Source organism: Leptothoe sp. ISB3NOV94-8A, assembly GCF_043421595.1.
GTDB classification, from domain to species: domain Bacteria; phylum Cyanobacteriota; class Cyanobacteriia; order Phormidesmidales; family Phormidesmidaceae; genus Leptothoe; species Leptothoe turfae.
Map to the genome: position 1 here is coordinate 2161272 of NZ_JAXSQW010000001.1, position 19958 is coordinate 2181229.

The 19958-nt window shown below is 44.5% G+C and carries 15 protein-coding genes and 1 pseudogene; 12 read left to right on the forward strand and 4 right to left on the reverse strand.

The genetic code is table 11. The features are described 5' to 3' along the window. Positions 1 to 13 precede the first annotated feature (13 nt). Complete coding sequence (locus SPB21_RS09370; RefSeq protein ID WP_499866396.1) at positions 14 to 1213, forward strand: glycosyltransferase family protein; 1200 nt, start codon at positions 14 to 16, stop codon at positions 1211 to 1213. A 40-nt stretch (positions 1214 to 1253) separates the two neighbouring features. Here the strand turns inward: SPB21_RS09370 and SPB21_RS09375 are convergent, their stop codons facing one another. Beyond that, positions 1254 to 5138 (reverse strand): hybrid sensor histidine kinase/response regulator, encoded by a 3885-nt coding sequence (locus SPB21_RS09375; RefSeq protein ID WP_499866397.1) that lies wholly within the window; start codon positions 5136 to 5138, stop codon positions 1254 to 1256. A 931-nt stretch (positions 5139 to 6069) separates the two neighbouring features. Here SPB21_RS09375 and SPB21_RS09380 point away from each other — a divergent pair. After that, positions 6070 to 7116 carry a hybrid sensor histidine kinase/response regulator gene (locus tag SPB21_RS09380; RefSeq protein WP_499866398.1) on the forward strand — a complete coding sequence of 349 codons (1047 nt, stop codon included), beginning with the start codon at positions 6070 to 6072 and terminating at the stop codon, positions 7114 to 7116. 346 nt (positions 7117 to 7462) lie between these two features. After that, the gene (locus tag SPB21_RS09385) at positions 7463 to 7816 is read left to right on the forward strand and encodes a response regulator (protein WP_163663998.1); all 354 of its coding nucleotides are present in this window, start codon (positions 7463 to 7465) and stop codon (positions 7814 to 7816) included. A gap of 68 nt (positions 7817 to 7884) precedes the next feature. Here the strand turns inward: SPB21_RS09385 and SPB21_RS09390 are convergent, their stop codons facing one another. Both SPB21_RS09390 and SPB21_RS09395 read right to left on the reverse strand, forming a co-directional pair. Beyond that, positions 7885 to 8241: a hypothetical protein gene (locus tag SPB21_RS09390; protein ID WP_163664000.1), complete on the reverse strand. Its 357-nt coding sequence runs from the start codon at positions 8239 to 8241 to the stop codon at positions 7885 to 7887. Positions 8242 to 8876: 635 nt separating this feature from the next. Continuing rightward, positions 8877 to 9488: a TetR/AcrR family transcriptional regulator gene (locus SPB21_RS09395; protein WP_163699409.1), complete on the reverse strand. Its 612-nt coding sequence runs from the start codon at positions 9486 to 9488 to the stop codon at positions 8877 to 8879. Between the two features lie 244 nt (positions 9489 to 9732). Here SPB21_RS09395 and SPB21_RS09400 point away from each other — a divergent pair, with 244 nt between their 5' ends. The 8 genes and pseudogenes from SPB21_RS09400 to SPB21_RS09435 all read left to right on the forward strand — a co-directional run bounded on the left by SPB21_RS09400 (position 9733) and on the right by SPB21_RS09435 (position 16994). Beyond that, entirely contained in the window at positions 9733 to 10437 is a 705-nt protein-coding gene (locus SPB21_RS09400) for an SDR family NAD(P)-dependent oxidoreductase (RefSeq protein ID WP_499866399.1), read from the forward strand. A 56-nt stretch (positions 10438 to 10493) separates the two neighbouring features. Then, positions 10494 to 11483, forward strand: coding sequence for an NADPH:quinone reductase (locus tag SPB21_RS09405; protein ID WP_163699404.1), 990 nt, complete (start codon positions 10494 to 10496; stop codon positions 11481 to 11483). 346 nt (positions 11484 to 11829) lie between these two features. Next, entirely contained in the window at positions 11830 to 12681 is an 852-nt protein-coding gene (locus tag SPB21_RS09410) for a uroporphyrinogen-III synthase (protein ID WP_163699402.1), read from the forward strand. 155 nt (positions 12682 to 12836) lie between these two features. Then, on the forward strand, positions 12837 to 13166 hold the full coding sequence (locus tag SPB21_RS09415; RefSeq protein ID WP_499866400.1) for a hypothetical protein: 330 nt from the start codon (positions 12837 to 12839) through the stop codon (positions 13164 to 13166). 12 nt (positions 13167 to 13178) lie between these two features. Continuing rightward, a pseudogene (locus SPB21_RS09420) lies at positions 13179 to 13421 on the forward strand (isoprenylcysteine carboxylmethyltransferase family protein); the annotation flags it as partial. 236 nt (positions 13422 to 13657) lie between these two features. Further along, entirely contained in the window at positions 13658 to 14965 is a 1308-nt protein-coding gene (locus SPB21_RS09425) for an MFS transporter (RefSeq protein ID WP_499866401.1), read from the forward strand. Between the two features lie 388 nt (positions 14966 to 15353). Continuing rightward, a complete protein-coding gene (locus tag SPB21_RS09430) occupies positions 15354 to 16556 on the forward strand; it encodes a response regulator (protein WP_499866402.1) in 1203 nt (400 codons plus the stop codon). Positions 16557 to 16631: 75 nt separating this feature from the next. Then, complete coding sequence (locus SPB21_RS09435) at positions 16632 to 16994, forward strand: response regulator (RefSeq protein WP_006513972.1); 363 nt, start codon at positions 16632 to 16634, stop codon at positions 16992 to 16994. A gap of 499 nt (positions 16995 to 17493) precedes the next feature. On the opposite strand, the gene SPB21_RS09440 is transcribed toward SPB21_RS09435, so the two are convergent. Further along, positions 17494 to 18606 (reverse strand): taurine ABC transporter substrate-binding protein, encoded by a 1113-nt coding sequence (locus tag SPB21_RS09440; RefSeq protein ID WP_163664015.1) that lies wholly within the window; start codon positions 18604 to 18606, stop codon positions 17494 to 17496. A gap of 747 nt (positions 18607 to 19353) precedes the next feature. On the opposite strand from SPB21_RS09440, the gene SPB21_RS09445 reads away from it, so the two are divergent. Next, entirely contained in the window at positions 19354 to 19911 is a 558-nt protein-coding gene (locus SPB21_RS09445) for a chemotaxis protein CheW (RefSeq protein ID WP_499866403.1), read from the forward strand. Positions 19912 to 19958: the final 47 nt, after the last annotated feature.

Sequence of the window (19958 nt, forward strand, 5' to 3'; positions counted from 1 at the left end):
GCGGGAATAATCAATGAAAAATCTACTGTTTTATAGTCAGCCTAGCCATGACATTGGGCACTTAATTCGTAGTATGGCAATTGTCCACAGCCTGACTCAAGAATTTAGAGTGTATGTCGTCAACAGTGGAGGGGTGATTCAGGATTTTCCTACACTTGAAGGTATTGAAATTGTTGACTTACCGACAACTCAAACAGAGTTAGCGGATTCTAAATTGTCTGTAGCTTCTTTGCCTATAGACAATATTTCAGACCGTCGCCGTAAGCGATTATTGGAACTTTGCGATCGCATCCGTCCTGCTGCTGTCATTGTAGAGCGATTTCCCTTTGAGCATCATCACCTTGCTGCTGAGATCATCCCTTTACTAGACAGATCTAAAGACTACGGAGCTCAAACTATCTGTAGTCTGGGTGACATTGTTATTTCACCCACCAATAAAGCCGATTATGAAACTGAAACCTGCCAGCTGATCAATCAATACTTTGACCAGATCTTAATCCATGGTGACCCTAGCTTCATTTCACTGAATGAAAGTTTTTCTTGCATCAGAGAACTCACCTGCGACATTCACTACACAGGCTATGTAGTACCGGATGTAGATCGAGAATTCTCCCCTGAAGCTAAGACTAAGCCAATGATACTCGTGACCGTTGGAGATGGTCGTCTAGGGCATGGGCTATTGGATTGCGTCGCTCAGGCCAGTCAGTATTTAGAAGATAAAATCCCCCATCATATTCAAATATTCACAGGGCCATTTGTGCCCATGGACATTTACAGACGTCTGCAAGCAATGGCAATACATTGCTCTAATCTCACCGTACAGCGGTATACCTCTGACTTACTTAGCTATATGGTTCAAGCTGATTTGGCCATCGGCATAGCCGGATACGACATGACCCTAAATGTTCTACAAACCGGCACTCGGGCAATGCTATTACCGTTTGGAGGGAATGTTGAACCGGAACAAACACGAAGATTAGCTCGCCTACAAGAGCGCGACATACTTAAAATTATCGAACCAGAAGAACTTGATCCAATTCTCTTTTCTTTTGAAACTCTTGCCATGTTGAACCGTTATCCCAAGCCAAATGATATCTGCTTACAGGGCGTTAAGATTACAACGACTCTGGTTAAAGCCTTAGTGACTTTAAAAAAGCCATTTAACTTACTCAATCCAACCCTAGAACCTCTTCCATGTAAAGACAGCTATTGATAGGAGCAGAGGCTAATATAGCTTGGGTATGCTTTCTCTCTCATTGAGTTAACAACTTTTGAATTGATAGCGTTAACTGTTTGAGTTTAACCGGTTTACTGAGATAAAGGTTAGCCCCAGCCTCTAAACAACGCTCTCGATCTCCTGTCATAGCAAGGGCTGTCAGCGCAATGATGGGGATTTTAGTCAGAGCAGGTAATTGGCGAATGTGTCGGATGGCTGTTAAACCATCCATGCCAGGCATATGGATGTCTATGAGAATAATATTGGGTAGTTCAGCCTGAGCTAACTCAATGGTTGCTTGACCATTTTTTGCCACTTGAAGGCGATAGCCTTTAGCACGCAGATAACTGGAGAAGGTGAGAATATTGGCCTCGTTGTCTTCCGCCAATAGGATGAGGGGAGCTACGGTGGGTTGTTCGCTTTCAGGAGTTGTTGGATAAGACTCCGGCACAATTTGAGATATGGGATCACTAAGCTCAGAGATGGTATAGGGCAGCTCAATGGAAAAGCAGCTACCTACGTCGACCTCACTGGTGACGGCGACTTGTCCTCCATGGAGTTGAACAATCCGTTTTACCAGAGCTAGCCCCAGTCCAGTGCCTTCATATTGTCGATTGAGATCACTTTCAATCTGGACAAAGGGTTGAAACAACTTTTTCAGATGGTCTGGAGCAATGCCCATGCCTGTATCGGTCACGGCAAAGCGTAGGTATTTTTGGTGGCAGGTCTCGTCCGGTGGCAATGGCTCCACTTCGAGGGTGATGTGTCCCCCTTCCAGGGTAAATTTTACAGCGTTGTTCAACAGATTAATCAAAACCTGGCGAATCCGCCGTTCATCAACCACTATATCTGGTAAGTTTGAGGGAACTTTCTGGTGAAGCTGGATGTTTTTCTTCAGGGACTGTTCTTTGACAAAGGCCAAACTAGACTTACAGAGATATGTCACCGCAACGGGAGAATACTCTAGCTCGATTAACCCTGACTCCACTTTGGCCAAGTTGAGAATGTCGTTGATCAGTTCCAGCAGATGCGATCCACTGCGTTCAATGGTCTGTAACGCTTTTAGTTGTTGCCCATTAATCTGGCCGACAACCTTCTCTTGTAGTACCTCGGTCATCCCCAGAATCGCATTTAGGGGGGTGCGTAGTTCGTGGCTCATATTAGCCAAGAAAGCACTCTTAGCTTCGTTGGCAGCTTCAGCTTGTTCTTTAGCAACTTTCAGCTCATAAGCCCCGGTTTCGGCCTGTTCTTTGGCAATTTTCAACTCATAGGTCCGTTCTGTTACTTCAGCTGTGAGTTGGCGATTGTAACTTTCGATGGCTTGAACTCGCCAGCGATAAATCCCGATGACTGCGCCTAATCCTGACACCACTGCCAAACTGCGAAACCAAAGGGTCTGCCACCAGGGGGGGGTAATCGTGATTTGTAGAGCTCTACTAGTTTCATTCCAATAGCCATCACTGTTACTGGCCTTGACCCGGAAGGTATAGTTACCCGGGTTAAGGTTGGTGTAGGTGGCAAAGCGACGACGACTGTCGACCCATGTCCAATCTTGATCAAAGCCCTCCATCTTATAGGCATATTGATTGTGTTCAGGAAACCAGTAGCTCAACGCCGCAAAGGCAATGCTAAATACTGACTGATCGTGACTCAGGGTAACCTTATTGGTAACACTGATGTCCTGGGTTAACGGAGACCCCTCCTGACCAAGAGGGATTGACTGATTGAACAGTTGAAAGTCGGTGAACACGACCGGCGGTGCGAAACTATCATTGATTAATTGATTGGGGTAAAACGCATTAAAACCAGCAGTGCCACCAAAAAACATTTCGCCCGTTCGACTTTTGTAACCAGCACTCGCAGCAAATTCTTTACCTTGTAAACCATCGTGTGCACCGTAATTTCTAAACGTGAGTGTCTCGGGATCAAATTTGGAGAGTCCTCGATTCGTGCTTATCCATAGATGGCCTTGATTATCTTCCAAGATGGCACGAATGGATGCACTGGGTAGACCATCTTTCTCTCTATAACTGGTAAATGCGCCCTTGGCCGCATCAAACCGACTTAACCCGGCGGATGTGCCAATCCATAATGTACCTTTGGTATCTTCATGAATTGTATATACGGTATTGCTCGGCAAGCTGTTCTGAAGATCGTTTGGATTGTGTTGATAGCGGGTAAACGTTTTAGCCTGAGGGTCAAATCGAGTTAACCCTTTATGCCAGCTGCCGAGCCATAGAATACCGGACGGGGTAATATGAATGACTCGTACATTATTATCACTCAGACTGTTGGCATCATTGGGGTCGTGGCGGTAAGCACGAAACGTTTCGGTACTCGGATCAAAATGATTAAGACCACCCGCTCGGGTCCCCACCCAAATGCTGCCGTCATCGTCGACTTGAATGGATAGAACACTATCGTCTGGATCGCTCAAGCTGTTGACATCATTCGGATCGTGCCGATAGGTCGTAAACCGGCCACTGGCCCGATCCAAGCGATTCAATCCGGTGTGACCAACACCGCCCACCCAGAGATCACCCGCCGCATCTTCATCAATGGCTAAAAAATCTGTACCAGCCCCCAGGCTATGGGGGATTGTCGGTTCATGTAAATAATGGGTAAATTGCCCTGTCTGACGGTCAAATTTTTCCAGCCCGATCTGAGTGCCCAACCATAGTGCACCGTCGCTCGTTTCATAAATGACCTGAACAGACGGATGATTTAGTCCATTAGGATTATCTGGGTTGTGTTTGTAGTGGGTGAATTTGGCAGGAGTGGGATTAAAGATATTCACCCCACAACACAAGCTCCCAACCCAAATGACGCCAGAGCGATCTTGATATGTGGTGATCTTATCGCTAGGACTGATGGTGGATGCATCCGATGGATTGTTTACCAAATGAGTCCATTGCCCCCGCTCAAGCTCACGTCTAGCAAAGCCATGTCGACCATTGACCCACATAGTTCCTGTGCGATCGACTAGAATTCCCCTCAGCTCAGGATTAAGGACGCCAGGAACCGCATAGGGTTGACGGGTAAATCGTTCTGTTTCTGGATCTAGGATATAAAGTCCAGTTTTGGCCGTAAACCAAATCAGACCAGAGGCATCTTCATAAAAGTTCTGGTTATTGCCCCAGTCAGCGTTCAGGCTTTTCCCGGTCTTCGGATCGACTGGGAAACGGGTAAACTGCCCCGTGATCGGATCCAAACGGTTGAGCCCCGAATGAAACGTGCTCACCCAAAGCTGCCCGATCCGATCCTCATGAATGCCGACAACTTTGTCACCACTGAGACTGGTGGGGTCATTTGGGTCATACTGGTAGCGAGTGACGTTACCTGTCTTTGGATTAAAGCGGTTAAGACCGCCTCCCCAGGTACCAACCCACATAGTCCCAGCCCGATCGTGATAGACACTGACAACATCATCACTACTTAAACTATTGGCATTGTCAGAAGCATAACGGTAATGAGTGAAGGTTTGGCGGGCGTGATCAAAGCGATTAAGACCGCCTCCGAGGGTACCAACCCATAGAAAGCCCTCCTGGTCAAGAGTGAGCGTACTCACCAGATTGTGACTCAAACTGCTGGGGTCATCCACGTCATTGTTATAGACCACCGTGGTGCCGCCGTCGTAGCGAGTCAGCCCATCCCAATGACCAAACCACATAAAGCCATGGTTATCTTGCACAATTGCCCGTACTCGGTTGCCCGCCAGACCGTCCTCTTGGGATAAGTGATTAAACTTGATGTCATCAGGCCTGCGAGCATAGGAAGGTGATACCGCATTCAAAACAAACCCAAGGGTGGTGATTAAAACGGCAATCCTTCTCAACATAACGGGTGGAGCAATAGCATCGACATAACGCTTACCGACACTAACGTTTTCTAGATATTTCTCTAAATAAACCCTCCTAATCATAACTTTACTGCTTTAACTTCAAAACCTCGACTACCTGAAAAATTTAATTTCTAAAGGAAAAATACAAGATTCATGCATAGCTGGAGTTTGGGTTCTAGCTCAAAGAACACCTCATTTATCCGATCGAAGTCATGCACACCAAGCTTTATCAAGAATATTTTCCACGTTGCAGCCGTTATCTAGACGTCTTTATCTATCTATTTTTAGCCTCTGTGCGATCGCACCCACCACCTAAGCACAGATCATTACAGAACTCTCTCCATATTAATTCGATGGGTCCAGACTAATTCAAACTTGACCGGAACCGATTGAATGGTTGTGGATATCTGCTGCCATTCCACTCTTAGCACGTTTAGGTTCCATGGCCATAAACACTACACCCTTGCTTCAAGTAAAATCAAAGTTATCTTACCCAAATTAGAATAAGCGGTGCATTCGTTGGTTAACGACTCCCACATGAATCCTGCACACTTCTAAACACCATTCTTGGTATACGTGAGACTGCTAATTAATCTACTCAGCGATGCCATTAAAATCTTACCAGCAGGGGGTTTTGCCACCTTAAGATGATCATAAACAACAGTCTGAAAAGACATCTAACGAGACCAGCGATGCGGAGACATCTAACTCCCGCAACATCTTATTAAATTTTCTTGTCATTAACCCAGGCATTGGTATTAAATCTGATTATATGCAAAAGCTATTCAAACTCTTTATTCAAACTGATGATGCGCTTAGCCGATAATAAGTTAGAGCAGGCCTAAAAATCGCTTTAATAAAACGCATTGCTGAGCTTCAGGGCGGTAAAGGTAAAATTATTAGTAATATTTGAACAGGGGGCAGGTTTACCTGAGTACTTGAGCAAACCAGTTAATTTAGGGCAACTTGCCATTACTATTGAGAAGCTTTTAAGCGAACAAACGAACGCTCTATGAAACAGCCCGTTATTTTAGTGATTGATGATGAAGTTAGTCATTTTGACATTATCGAGGCCCTCTTCAATCGTCAGGATTATCAGCTTTATTATGCTGCCAGTGGAGAGGATGCCATTGTATCTCTAGATGCATTTAAGCCCGATCTAATTTTGCTCGATGTTCTCATGCCGGGTATTAGTGGTATCGAAGTGTGCCGTCGCATCAAGGCATCACCCCAATGGCAGAATGTTCCTATTATTGTAGTAACAATATTAGATACTAGAACAACAGTAACATCTTGTATCAACGCAGGTGCTGATGACTTTCTTACTAAACCGGTTGACTCGCTCAAGCTGCGCACTTGTGTGAACTCCATGCTTAAAATTAAACAAGGATATGACACAAACGAAACACTATCTCGTATCCAATCAAATACAATTAATCTTTTAGAAAGTACCCTCGATGATTTACGAGCCAGCTTAGCTTCTCAATTATCCCACCATGATCTGTGCGATCGGATTGAGCAATCGGCCCAACGTTTAGAAAATCTAACAGTCAAGTTTCAGGTTTATATGGAGTTAGAGCTTGCTGCTAGTCAACCAAGCTCTTTAGAATTTGAAGAGAAGCAAAGCTTGAGTAGGGCTGTTGAACTAACAGCACCCCTTGCACACAGATATAACCGTAGTAATGACCTGGTCTTGATAATTGAGGATGCCGAAATTGCACTATCGGCTCGATATCTATCAATTATTCTCAATGAGTTACTCGATAATGCCCTAAAATTTTCTCCACCAGAAACACCTATTGAAGTTAGAAGTGAAGTGACAGAAGATTTTGTGACTCTATTCATCCGTGACTCAGGGCAAGGGATGACAGAAGAACAAATTGCCACCATTGATGACTCAATCCAGTTTGATCGGAAAGCTTATGGGCAAGAGCATACAGGGCTAGGATTGAAAATTGTCAAAAGAATTGTTGCCCTTATTGGAGGACAGTTTGTAGTGAGAAGTAGTTATCAGCAGGGAACAATAGTAAGGCTGACCCTACCAATTACAGGGAGTTAGCTCCCTTTGAATGAGTAGTTTATCCTAATGAGCTATCAGATCTTGAGGTCCAATGCTGCTATGTATCTTACAGGCTCATCTTTACAAAAAATGTCCTAAAGTATAACTGCATACATCATTCAATATTTAAACCGTGTACTGTCTGAAAAGTCAGGCTTTTAGATTACTTCAAGAGAAATTGATTTATCTCGGCTTAAGTGTTTTAGGCCTTGTGGCGCAAGTGACATCAGACAAATTGCTTGAAAAGCCCAGGTTTATCATCAGTGCCAGTAACAGGTAGTACTCTTGGTGAAAGTCCTGAAAAGCTGCATTTACAAAGAGCCCACCATCACTTGAGAGTACTCTTGTGGCAAGTATTCTGATTATTGAAGATGAACCGCATGCTGTTTCTTTTCTATCGAAAGGATTGCAGCAACTGGGGCATCGAACGTTAGCCGTGAATAATGAAGAGAGAGCCATACCGTTAGCTCTCTCTGACATGTTTGATCTGGTTTTGTTGGATTTGGTTCTGCCAGAGTTAGATAGTGTATCAATTCTTGGTGCAATACGTGCCCAGAACTTACAGGTCCCTGTGATAGTTGTGACAGCCTTATCTAGTGAAGAGGAACGGCTACGGGCTTTATTTTTAGGGGCTAATGAGTACCTTGCTAAACCCTTTAGCTTTGAGCGTCTAATGGGATATATTCACACATACGTGTAAGTAGCTACGTAGTATGAAGAGATATCTGGGATTTACGCTCAACATCAGTACGAGCTGTGAAGATCTCACTAGCATTCATTGATAACTTGCCACGCTTTCAACAATTTCACTACTTGATCATCCAAAACATCCTTTAGCTCACTGCCACGGATACCATACTTTTCATGCCTTGCCCAGTAACCATCAGTAGATTGGGCAGCTAATTCAATAGCAAAGGAGTTTAATTCTCCATCAATATTTGCTTCTCCTGCTTGAAATGCATCATAATTATAGAGATTTACCAATAAACAACCAGCTTTCTTTTGCCAAAGACGGTCACAGTAATTAAGCACGGCTGAACTGGGTGGAAGCTCCTTCCAGCCCTTCTGTTCCAGCCACTCAGCTAGGTCCGAAAGGGTTGATGTTTTTGCTATCCGCGCTTGCATTTGGCTCCTTTATGATTTCTTAAATGTCTTCGGAGTAGCGACACTTGATTTGTTCATCATAAAGTCAGAAAAAGAAAAAGATTTCTGACATAGGTGAAAAACAGCCAAGTGACAGATGCCACTTAGTAAAGTGATGTCCCAAGTATAGAACACGATTATATACTAGGCTGCGCTGTCTGGGGAGAAGTTGCCTGAGAACCACAAGACGGTTAACAATTACGGTGATTATCTTAAGTATGCATGCAGGTTTAAACTCAATAAACTAGTCTCATATCACATACTTAGTCAGGTTAGTGGATTATTTTAATAAGTTTGATAGATTATTGTTCTCTTTAATATTTCATATTAGCTATCCATGATTAGAGATCAGGCATCGTTTGCTGTAAGCTCTATCCTGTAACTGAAGTCAAATGTCTACTTAGAGATAAAACAACAAAAATTGTTATAAAAACTAAAGAAGAATTTCTAAGCTGCCTGATTCGACCAGGTAAGGGCATAGATGAATTCATATAGAGGTGTTTGTCTGAGGACGTTCCCGCCCCTCTTGGGTGTAGTCAGTAATTTACGCTCTAACTTGTAAAGGTATAAATTGTCTTCAAAAGTGGGAATGGTAGTCCCAGCTATTTGCCAGCCTCTTATGGCTTGAGAATACTGACAATTGCCTGCCTATGCAATGCTGCCGCAAACGCCTCATCCAAAGGTAAATGCTTTACTAACAGACGATAGTAGATCGGCCCATACAGAATATCCATCGCTAAATTTGGGTCTATGTCTGGGGCAAATTCACCAGACTCGATACCCTGGAGAATTATGTGTCGGGCAGCATTGCGTCGAGGCTTGAGAAAGCGATCGCAAAAACTTTCCAATGCCTCCGGATCACACTGTCCCTCAGCAATAATTTGTGCCACAATCCGACCCACATCACCACTCAGGATCTTGACCACCTGGCGCATCTGCAATGCTAAAGATGCCGACGCAGTATCCGTTTTAGGAAACGGCAGACTTGGCTCCACCTGAGCTAAAAACGCATCCACAATCACCGCCGCCTTACTGGGCCACCAGCGATAAATTGTTGTTTTACCCACCCCAGCTTCACGGGCGACAGCCTCAATAGAAACCTTGCGGACGCTATATGTCTGCAGCAATTTCCACGCTGCTGTCAGGATTGCCTGCTTCGACTCCCAGGAACGGGGTCGTCCAACCGAGGCCGGCTGGTTGGATTTGGCGCTGCTTTTCTGACGTGGCATACTATTTACCTCAAGCTTTTCAGGTTTTTTGATTATACATACGATACGAATCGTACAGAAATTATCTCAGAAGTGTTGACATTTCCGATACGAATCGTTTAGAAGATATATATACGAAACGCAACGTTTTTATTTTAGGTATGGTTTCAAAGATGATCTATTTAACTGTCTTGACGTTTGTTGAATAAGCCAATGGTGAAACGAGAAGAGCACGACACCCATTCCACAACAGAAAATTCACCCCATGACCACACAACAACAAAAACAAGCACTAGTAACCGGTGGCAATCGCGGCATTGGATTTGCGATCGCACAGGGCCTCCTCGCCAAAGACTACAAAGTAATCCTCACCGCGCGCGCGCTCAACAGTGCCAAACAAGCTGCCAAAACCCTCAACGGTCCCGTCATTCCCCTCGAATTAGACGTTAGCGATGACAGCTCCATCAAGCAAGCGGTTCAGACACTTAAATCCCAAGGCATCAACCACCTAGATGTATTAATCAATAATGCTGGCGTTTACCCAGATAACAGCGTCGACATACTAACCATCTCCCGCGAGTTGTTAGCTTCAGCCATGCACACCAACACATTTGGCGTGGTATGCATGGTGCAAATCTTCTTACCTCTGTTAGAAGCCGCTGAGAATGCTAGGATAATCAACGTTTCCAGTGGTATGGGAGCGCTGGATGGCCTCACCACAACAGCACCTAGCTACTGCCTTTCCAAGCTAGCGCTCAACGGTGCCACTATCATGCTGGCCCAATTACTAAGGTCTAAAAACATTGTTGTGAATGCCATGTGTCCAGGCTGGGTCAGAACCGATATGGGAGGATCCTCAGCACCACGATCACCAGAACAAGGAGCAGATACGGCCATCTGGTTAGCCACCGAGGCTTCTGGGAAAGACAGTGGTAAGTTTTGGCGAGATCGCAACATAATTGATTTCTAGAGACTTTGTATGCAACGTCTCTACATCCAAAAAATGCCCCTAAAGGAGAACGTACAATGAAAGCTGTTTGGTATGAAAAACCAGGTAATGCAACAGAGGTTCTAGAATATGGTGATATGGAACAGCCAGCACCTGGTGCTGGAGATGTGCGAATCAAAGTGCATGTTTCCGGCATTAATCCCTCTGATACCAAGTTTCGCAGTGGTTGGATGGGGCTAAAACAACCCTACCCAAAAACTATTCCCCACAACGATGGTGCAGGGGTGATTGATGCCGTAGGAGAGAATGTGTCACCTGAGCGCATCGGAGAACGGGTGTGGATCTACGAAGCCCAACGACACTCAGCATTTGGCACAGCTGCAGACTATGTAGTGGTGCCTGCCCATAAAGCAATGACGATGCCCGAGTCTCTGGACTTTGCAGCAGGCGCTAGCTTAGGTGTTCCAGCGATGACGGCACACTTTTCCGTGTTTAGTGATGGTCCCATTACTGACAAAACGGTGCTGGTGCATGGAGGAGCCGGTGCCGTTGGCATGTATGCCATTCAACTAGCTAAATGGGGTGGCGCGAAGACAATCTTGGCGACAGTGAGCAGTGATGAGAAAGCAGCTGTTGCCAAACAAGTGGGGGCTGATTATGTGATTAATTATCGGCAGGAAAACGTGGTCGCAAAGGTTCGCGAGATTACCGGAAAGTGGGGGTGCGATCGCATCGTCGATGTTGCCCTGGCTGCCAACATTGACATCAACGCCAAACTTGTTGCCCGCAATGGCGTGATTGCCACCTATGAGTCAGGCAATGCAGCTAAAGTAGAAATTCCTTTTTATGAACTGCTCTACAAAAATGCCGCCCTCCGTACAGTGCTGGTTTACGCCATGAGTGACGCAGCCCATGAGGCCGCTGCCCGCGACATTAATCAGGCTAGTCGCGATGGTGCCCTTCAACATTTGATCGCAGCCCACTATCCCTTAAACGAAACCGCCGCTGCCCATGATGCAGTGGACAGCGGCAAACTCATCGGCAAAGTTGTTATTGATATCACTTAACAGGATACACGACCCAACTCATCAAGCACTGCCCCTGAGATCCCATTGCAAATATGCGTGCTATTAAGTACCTACACCTGCAAGAATAAAATTGATCGCCGTTTCCGTTTGCTGCTTGACCATTTCAGAACTTAGGGTAACCGTCTGGGGATCTGTAGTAAGTTGTTGAAATATAACAACAAGATCAAGATCTGAGGTGGCAGTACTTTATTAAATCCCTGTAGGGTGGAGGCAATGCCCATCCTAACCGCTGATCAGCATGAGTACCCTTAAACCTTTCTATGTCAATAATTTAAGGGGGATTCGAATGTAAGCTAGATGTAGCGACGACAATAAGAGTAAAAAGATGACTGCTACTCGATTTTCGGGTGAAACTATTCTTGTGACTAGGCCCGTAGACCAAGCCGATACCTTTGTCCAACAACTTAGGGGTCAGGGAGCCAATGCGATCTCACTCTCGGCATTGTCGATTCAGCCACCGTCTAGTTGGCACGAGCTCGACCAACAACTTTCCCGGCTATCGGAGTTTGATTGGTTGATTCTAACTTCGGCTAATGGGGGCAAGTTCTTTATTGAGCGTTTGAGATCCCAGGGCTATTCACTCCAAGACATTGCCACAGTCAAAATTGCGGTTGTCGGTCGAAAAACTGCAATTTTCTTGCAACAAAAGGGGCTGACACCCGATTTTATTCCACCTCAATTCATTTCTGATTCGCTGGTGGAACATTTTCCTGATCGCGATCACTTGAACGGGGCCCAAATTTTATATCCCTGCTTGGAAGATGAACGACGGGACCTACTCATTACTGAACTTTCTCGCCTAGGGGCTGTGGTGTGGGATGTTCCAGCCTACCGCTCTGCCTGTCCAGAGGATATTGAACCGGACACGCTACAGGCCCTCAAGCAAGGAATTATTGATGTAGTTACATTTGCCAGTCCTAAGACAGTTCGATGCTTCCAACAACTCCTACAGGCCCATCAAAATAAGCTGGGCGCATTGCCAGAACAGCTATTGGAAAAGGTGGCGATCGCTTCTATTGGACCACTAACATCTGAAGCCTGTCAAGAGATCTTTAGTCGGGTAGATATTCAGCCTAATGAGTACTCTCTAAATGGTTTAACCGCAGCGCTGATTCAATGGGCCGCAGCAAGAGGATCTGCATTTGAGGCAAAGCAAACGCGTTTGCCCATCAACTAGCAGGAAGAGAGCTACGTTACAAAAGATTGAGTAATGGCCCGTCATTCCTGGGGGATTTCGCTATGATCATGGGAGTTATTTATTGAGAAATACTCTTAATAAATAACTGATCCTGTGTCTGGAAGTAAACTTAATTAGCATGTAAGAGGTCAATCATGGATTCCCTCATTCTCAAAATTATCTTCTTAGTTTTCTTCGTATTAACAGGGATTATCCGCAAACCCTATCAACGGGAGATTAAGGAGAATACCATCATCGATAACCGTAAAACCCCTCTAGAGAATGGCCTGTTAGCATTTGTTCTGCTGGGGATGTTTGTTTTGCCGCTGATTTATATTGTTACGCCACTGTTTAATTTTGCTAACTATTTTCTACCGATTTGGGCGAATGTATTGGGCATTTTGATGTTTGAGATCGCGCTCTACTTATTTTGGCGTTCTCACCATGATCTCGGCAAAAACTGGTCACCCACATTGCAGGTTTGAAAAGACCATACATTAATTACCAACGACATTTATCGATCTATCCGCCACCCCATGTATACCTCGCTCTGGTTATGGGCCATGGCCCAAGCACTATTATTAACAAATTGGATTGCCGGTCTTTCAGGCATAATTACGTTTGGTTTTCTATATTTTCTCCGGGTGGGTAATGAGGAGAAAATGATGCTGGAACAATTTGGTGAACAATATCAGGCATATCGGCAACGGACGAAGCGGTTGGTCCCGTTTATTTTTTGATTGTTTGACCATAAGCGCCATATACGCCCCCTCCCTGACAGCGATTAAGGTGATTTCTAACGGTATGGCAGAACGAGTGCACAGCTTTTGAGCAAACTATCGTTACGCGATCGCGTTGCTGCAGCCCTACTAGCACAACGATAATTTGCGGCATTACAGCTGCACTTGGGACAATAATGATAGAGACAATAATAATAGAGCCCCACTTCTGGGCGATAGGTAGAACATAACCATCCATGGAGCACACCGAAGCTCAGACCGACCTGCAAGACACCGCCACTGGCATCTTTGCCTGGCTACCTCAACTCAGACGCGAAATATGGATTCTAGCGACCGGGCAGTTGCTTTTATACATCGGCCAGGGATTTACCCTGGTCTATGCCTCGATTTACTTTGTCAACGAACTTGGCTTTTCTCCGACTCAAGTCGGGTTAGCCTTAAGCAGTAGCGGTCTGGCTGGAATAGTCGGACGTTTTTGGTCCGGTTATGCCATTGATTCTGATTTTTGGGGTCGTCGTCGAACGCTGATGCTATCAGCCATGATTACGGCGTTAGCTTGTTTTTGTCTTGCCTTTGCCAATACCTTTGTGCTGTTAGTTTTAGGCAATCTGCTGTTGGGGTTAGGAATCAGCTTATACTGGCCTGCAAATTTAGCCATCACAACAGACCTGACCACAACAGAAAACCGTACAGAAGCCTTTGCCCTAACGCGGCTAGTGGATCATCTGGGCCTTGCTTTGGGTGCTTTACTCGCTGGACAATATGTGGCTATGTCTGGTAACTACAGCATTCTGTTTATCCTAAAAGGCTTAACCTACGCCCTATTTGCTGGGGTGATCTATGTGGCAATTGCAGAAACACGACAGCCCCTCGGTGACGTGCGTAACGTATGGCAAGATTGGTGGCAAGCATTTCGCGATCGCAACCTCCTCACCTTCCTCAGCGCCAATATCATCTTTACTATCTATGCCGCCCAGTACACCAGCACCCTACCTCTGTACCTCGCCAACTTTATCCCTGGTGGCAATACAGAAATTGGCTTCTCAGAACAGTGGATCAGCTACTTCTTCGTCTGGCACGTTGTCCTAAAAGTTGTTTTTCAGCTCCCCATCACCCGTTTAGTCAAAACCATCAACCATGTCTCCATTATGTTAGTCGCCCTCATCATTTGGAGTGCTGCTTTCTTTTTGCTGTGGCTTGTCGGCAATATTGCAATCGACCCACTATTGATAGCCATCAGTGCCTTTAGCCTCATCGCTCTGGCCGAAATCCTCTATTCACCAGCAGGGGTTTCTCTTCTCGGTGAAATGGCACCTTCAAATTTGCGAGGGATTTACTTTTCCCTAGAATCTCAATGCTGGTCCATTGGATTTACGGTTGGCCCTGCCCTAGGAGGCTGGGCACTGGATCATCCTGAGACGATGGGGACTAATCTATGGCTATATTTGATTACTGGAGGTTTTGTCGCCAGTTTTATTTTGGTGGTATTGAAGCAGAAATTAACAACTGTTGAGGAGTCTGATCTTATTGTTGATGGGTTTTGAATAGTAGAGAGAAAGTATGTTGACTGGCTGTAACCAGTACAATATCTGTTGCATGCATGCCCAACAAATCCACGCAATTTAATCACTTTTCCTAAACAGCAATATTAATCTTGTTGCTTCTAGAGTAGAGCTGGAAGTAACAAGATTACGATTATTGCTTGGCTTTAAAAAGGATTAACCAATGTTGTATTTAAACAAGAAATGGGAATCTTAAAGTCATCCATTATTTACCTCTTCATTCCCTTTTCCCAAGACTGGTAAAGACCAGACTTAAAGCCTCCAAGGATTTGAGTGTAGAGGTAGATGTTAAGTAGTTAAACAGCTTATTCGTATTCCATAAACAAAAGCTGTGAACTTGAGTGAAAGATCAGTTAGTTAGGTTCTGTACATGGTCGATAGTTTTAACGGTATTAAGCAGTGTCTTGACATTGCCCAATCCAAAAAAAATGGTTGCTTACAGGTTAAGAGCAATGGCATCACCTGGAATGTTTTTGTCAAGGAAGGCCGCCTTCAATATGCCGTCCATTCCATACAGACGTTCGAGACAATAAAATACTGCCTAAATAAGTTAGGGTATCGGGTGCCTGAAAAGATGCTAGACAATTTACAGCCCGATTTTCGAAGCGTTCAACTATCCACTAACCAAGTATGGTTACTCTATGAAGCCAGCAATCAGCTATATCAAGAGGGAGTATTAGACAGTAATGCCACCCAAATGCTTAAGCTGGAACTGTCTAAAGACGCCCTAGAATCGTTGTTTTGGTTAAGACAAGCAACATATGTATGGCTAGACCAGACGTCATATCACCCTGATGTTGCTTCTTTCTCAACCATCATTAACCAGTTGAAAGAACAACTCAAAATCTGGCAAAGGTTGAGTCAAATAGTGTCCTCACCCTACCAGCGGCCCTATTGCCCTGACCGAAGTAAGCTTAGTCAGCCTGTGCCCAATGGTATATTGACTCAGACACTCCTTCAAGCACTGGCTCAGCTGATGAATGGCAATAATATTCAACAACTCGCGTCATTTGTGAGGCAAGATACTCTGAAATTTGCCCAATTGCTAAATCCGTACATACAACAACAGTACTTTATTTTAAAATCTCCGGTTTCTCCTTACGACAAACTTCCCAATATTCCAGCCCCGAACAGTGTTCAGGCCGTAGGGAAACCAACCATTTCACCCCCAACCTCCTTGCCAACCCATAGAAAGGTTCACAAGATTGTTTGCATTGATGACAGCCCAGCCATGCTAGAAACGATTCAAGGTTACTTAGGTTCAGAAGGCTTTGATGTAGCCACCGTTGAAAATCCGATGGAATCAATGTCAACTCTGTTTTCCATGAAACCAGACTTAATTTTGATGGATGTTTCCATGCCAGGTATTAACGGTAATCGTCTGTGCACGATCCTGCGTCGTAGCTCTGTCTTCAAAAAGGTGCCAATCATTATGGTCAGCAGTAATACTAGTGTCTTAGATAAAGCCAAATCCGAATCCTCTGGTGCCACTGATTACCTAACCAAGCCTTTTTCAAAAGCAGATTTGCTCGCCATTGTTGAAGAGTATCTTTCAATTGTTGTTGCTGCATAGAAAGCTCTGGGCAGGCTAAGTGTGTGTTCTAAGTCTTTCGTTTCCTATATTTTTTGATGTTCTAAGGAGTAATCCATGGGTAAAAATATACTTGTTGTTGACGATATGCAGGCTCAGCGTGATTTAATGTCTAACTACTTATCACGAGCCGGTTATAACGTTACCACCGCTGAAAGTGGTGCAGAGGCCCTTGTCATGGTCAAAGCCAACAAACCCGATATTGTTGTAACAGATTTAGTGATGCCTGAAATCACAGGTTTGGAATTGTGCCGTGAACTTAAACGTCAACCAGACACTGCAGCAATCCCCGTCGTGGCTTGTACAACTAAAGATCGCAAAATGGACCAGAACTGGGCCAGAAAGCAGGGGGTAGCCGCCTATGTGGTTAAGCCCTGTACTGAGCAAGAATTAGTCGATGCAGTTCGCTCGGTCGTCTAGTATATAAGGCTTTATTAGGACGTCCCTGCAAGCCAGATCGCTTAGATACCTATCTCCATATTGCACTTATTCCCAATATGCTTGTCATGACATTGGGAGTCCTGGGTAATGTGGAGAATGGGTTTAAGAACAGATTGATTCCTTCATGTATTTGAGCTTTGCCCCCATAAAAACTGTTGCATCTTTTTAATTTAAGCAGTAATATCCCCTAGCTAGGGCATGCGCTCTGGCTAGGGGATTTATGCATTAAGGTGTGTTACAAGTTTGGTGTAAAAAGCTGATGACCAACGTAAGGCGCTGGCGCTTAAATAATCACCCCATTATCCCATTACTCATCCACCCATCGACAGCCCCAACCCGGGTCTTTATTTTTGTGCAGTCCCCTAATCAATAGCCCATCAATGTTGTATTAAAACTAGTAGTAACTCCCGCAGCACGAATCAGACTTCGTTTTTCCTACGGGAGTTACTTATCAAGTGTGAAATATGTTTGAGGAACCTTACTTGGCAGCTACAGCTCCACCAGCGGAATTTACCGCATTATTGTAGATTGCAGCATGATAGCTTGCTAGATCAGGTGCTTGTTCAATAGCGCCTTGATCGACCATAAACTCAGCTGATTCCAGTAGGACTTTACCCAAAGCACCAGGTGCATCCGATGTGCCTAAATATTTAATGCTCGCTTGTTCTTCAGCGCTGAGCCAAACTAACTCGTTCATTACATCGAGACTTTGTTCAGGTGTTAATCCAAGTTCGCCTGAGATAGCCTGTGCAGCTGATTCTGGGTCTGCACGGTAGAAGTCAACCGCTTCATCTAATGCCATGACATATTTCTCAACGGCCTCTGGATATTGGCTGACAAAATCTTGGTGAACAACAGCCAAATCAGCGGTGATAATACCCTCATCAGCTAATTGCTTGGCCGATGTAATAACAATACCATTATCCTCTTGAAGCTTACCCAGAACTGGATGCCATATAAAACTGCCATCAATGGTTCCTTTCTGCCATGCCGCCAATGTTTCATCCGGCGTCATATCAACAATCTTGACTTCCGCAGCATCTACCCCATTTTCTCGTAAGGCCGATAAAAGGCTAAAGTGGGTCGTCGAGCCAAATGGCACAGCAATAGTTTTCCCTTTCATATCAGCAAGGCGGATAATCCCAGAGTCAGGCCTGATGGCAAGAGCCTCGTTCTCACCAATAATGTCATGAATGAAATAAACCTGGTAAGGCAGATTATTGGCAATGCCTGTAGAAACAGGGACAGAGCCAGCCAAACCTAAATCAATTTCTCCGGCCATCATCGCCTGGTTGACATCACCACCAGAACTATACTGAACCCATTCTATCTCAACCCCTGGGAGGTTTTCTTCAACCATACCCTGGGATTTTGCCAATAGCTCAGCATTGGGAATCACCTGATAACCTACTCTGATTTCTTCTGGCATACTACCTGCACTGTTGCCGTTGTTTGCCCCAGCATTATTCTCAACAGTTGCCTTGGGTGTGCAAGCAGAGATCGTTAATACCAGACTTAATCCTGTCAAGCCTAGTAATGTATTGAATTTTCTGCGTGGTAGACCAGTTTGTCGAAGCTGTTCAAAAAACATTTAGGTTACATGTCCTTACGGTAAAGGGACTGAGGTGCAATATTCGATTGCAGGTCAGATAGAAACCCTTAGGAATTTCCCGGGTGTGTAGTGTTGGCAATATGATTCCCTCGTAAAGTTGTGATTGATGATTCTTGTCTCAAGCATAAGGTTTCTGGATGAGACTTTTGCGAATTGATAATTTTACATAATGGCAGTGATTCAGGAATTGCATAATACAATGTCCTAGGACACTACACTCTCGAAGATTTGACCTCACATATGCAGGTCAAGATATCCTGCCAAACGAAACAAGTATTTGACACTAAATAGGTGGTTTGATACTTATATGGGGCTGTTGGGCAATCTACAAGTACTTCCACAACTGCTTACGCAATCATAAGAATGCATTAGAAACTTTATGGTGATTGAAACAAGTTAGGTATGTATAGGTTTATCACACATCTAGTCAAAGCCGTCTTATGCTACTGATGGATGTTATTCAAGAATTGCAATAACAGAGTCGAAATATCTTATATTCCTGTGTTGCTTGCACAGCCAAAGATCGCGAAATGGATCACTCTTGGGCTAAGAAGGAAGGAGTTGCAGCTTATGCCGTCAAGTCTTGCGCAGTAGAACAACTTATTGACGCAGTTTGATGCGGTGCGGCATGTTGCTCATTGGTGCGTAGTATGGCTTATATTCTATTTCCTTGGTTCTGGTGTTGTCAGATCCTGTCTTATGCTTTTTGATACTTCTTATTGACCCATGCAAACGACGCAAAAACCGATCGAACGACTCCAAGCTTTACTGCCTGATGTGTTTGAACCCCAAACTCAAACAGGAGAGTTATATCTAAAATTTTACCTTGGTTCATCTTTAACTGTAGTTATTCCTTTGGTACAGGTGGTAGAAACTCTCAGGATTTCAGCTCATCAGGTTTCACCTATCCCAAATATGCCTGCTTCTGTGCTAGGTCTGATGAGTCATCAAGGTAAAATATTATGGGTACTTGACCTCCCTAAATTGTTAGAAGTACCTCAAAAGGATGTTCGTTCTCGGCAATACGATATCATTGTGGTTGAGGTTATGTTAGATGATGGTCAAGAATCTGATTGCCAATTTCTAGGCCTGTATGTTCCTCAGATTCAAGGTACGTTACGGATGAATCCGGAAGACCTGATACCCTCATTTGAGGAGATAATGCCAGGGCTTGCACCATATTTGCAAGGACAGTTTCAGGGGGAAGATGAAAAGCTATTCCTTCTGGATGTTGATGCTATTTGTAGTGCGGAATCTTTATACGTTTACACAAGTAGTTTGTAAGAGCTATTGGCAAGCTTCTGTTTTCTTTATTTTTCATTGCTTATCAT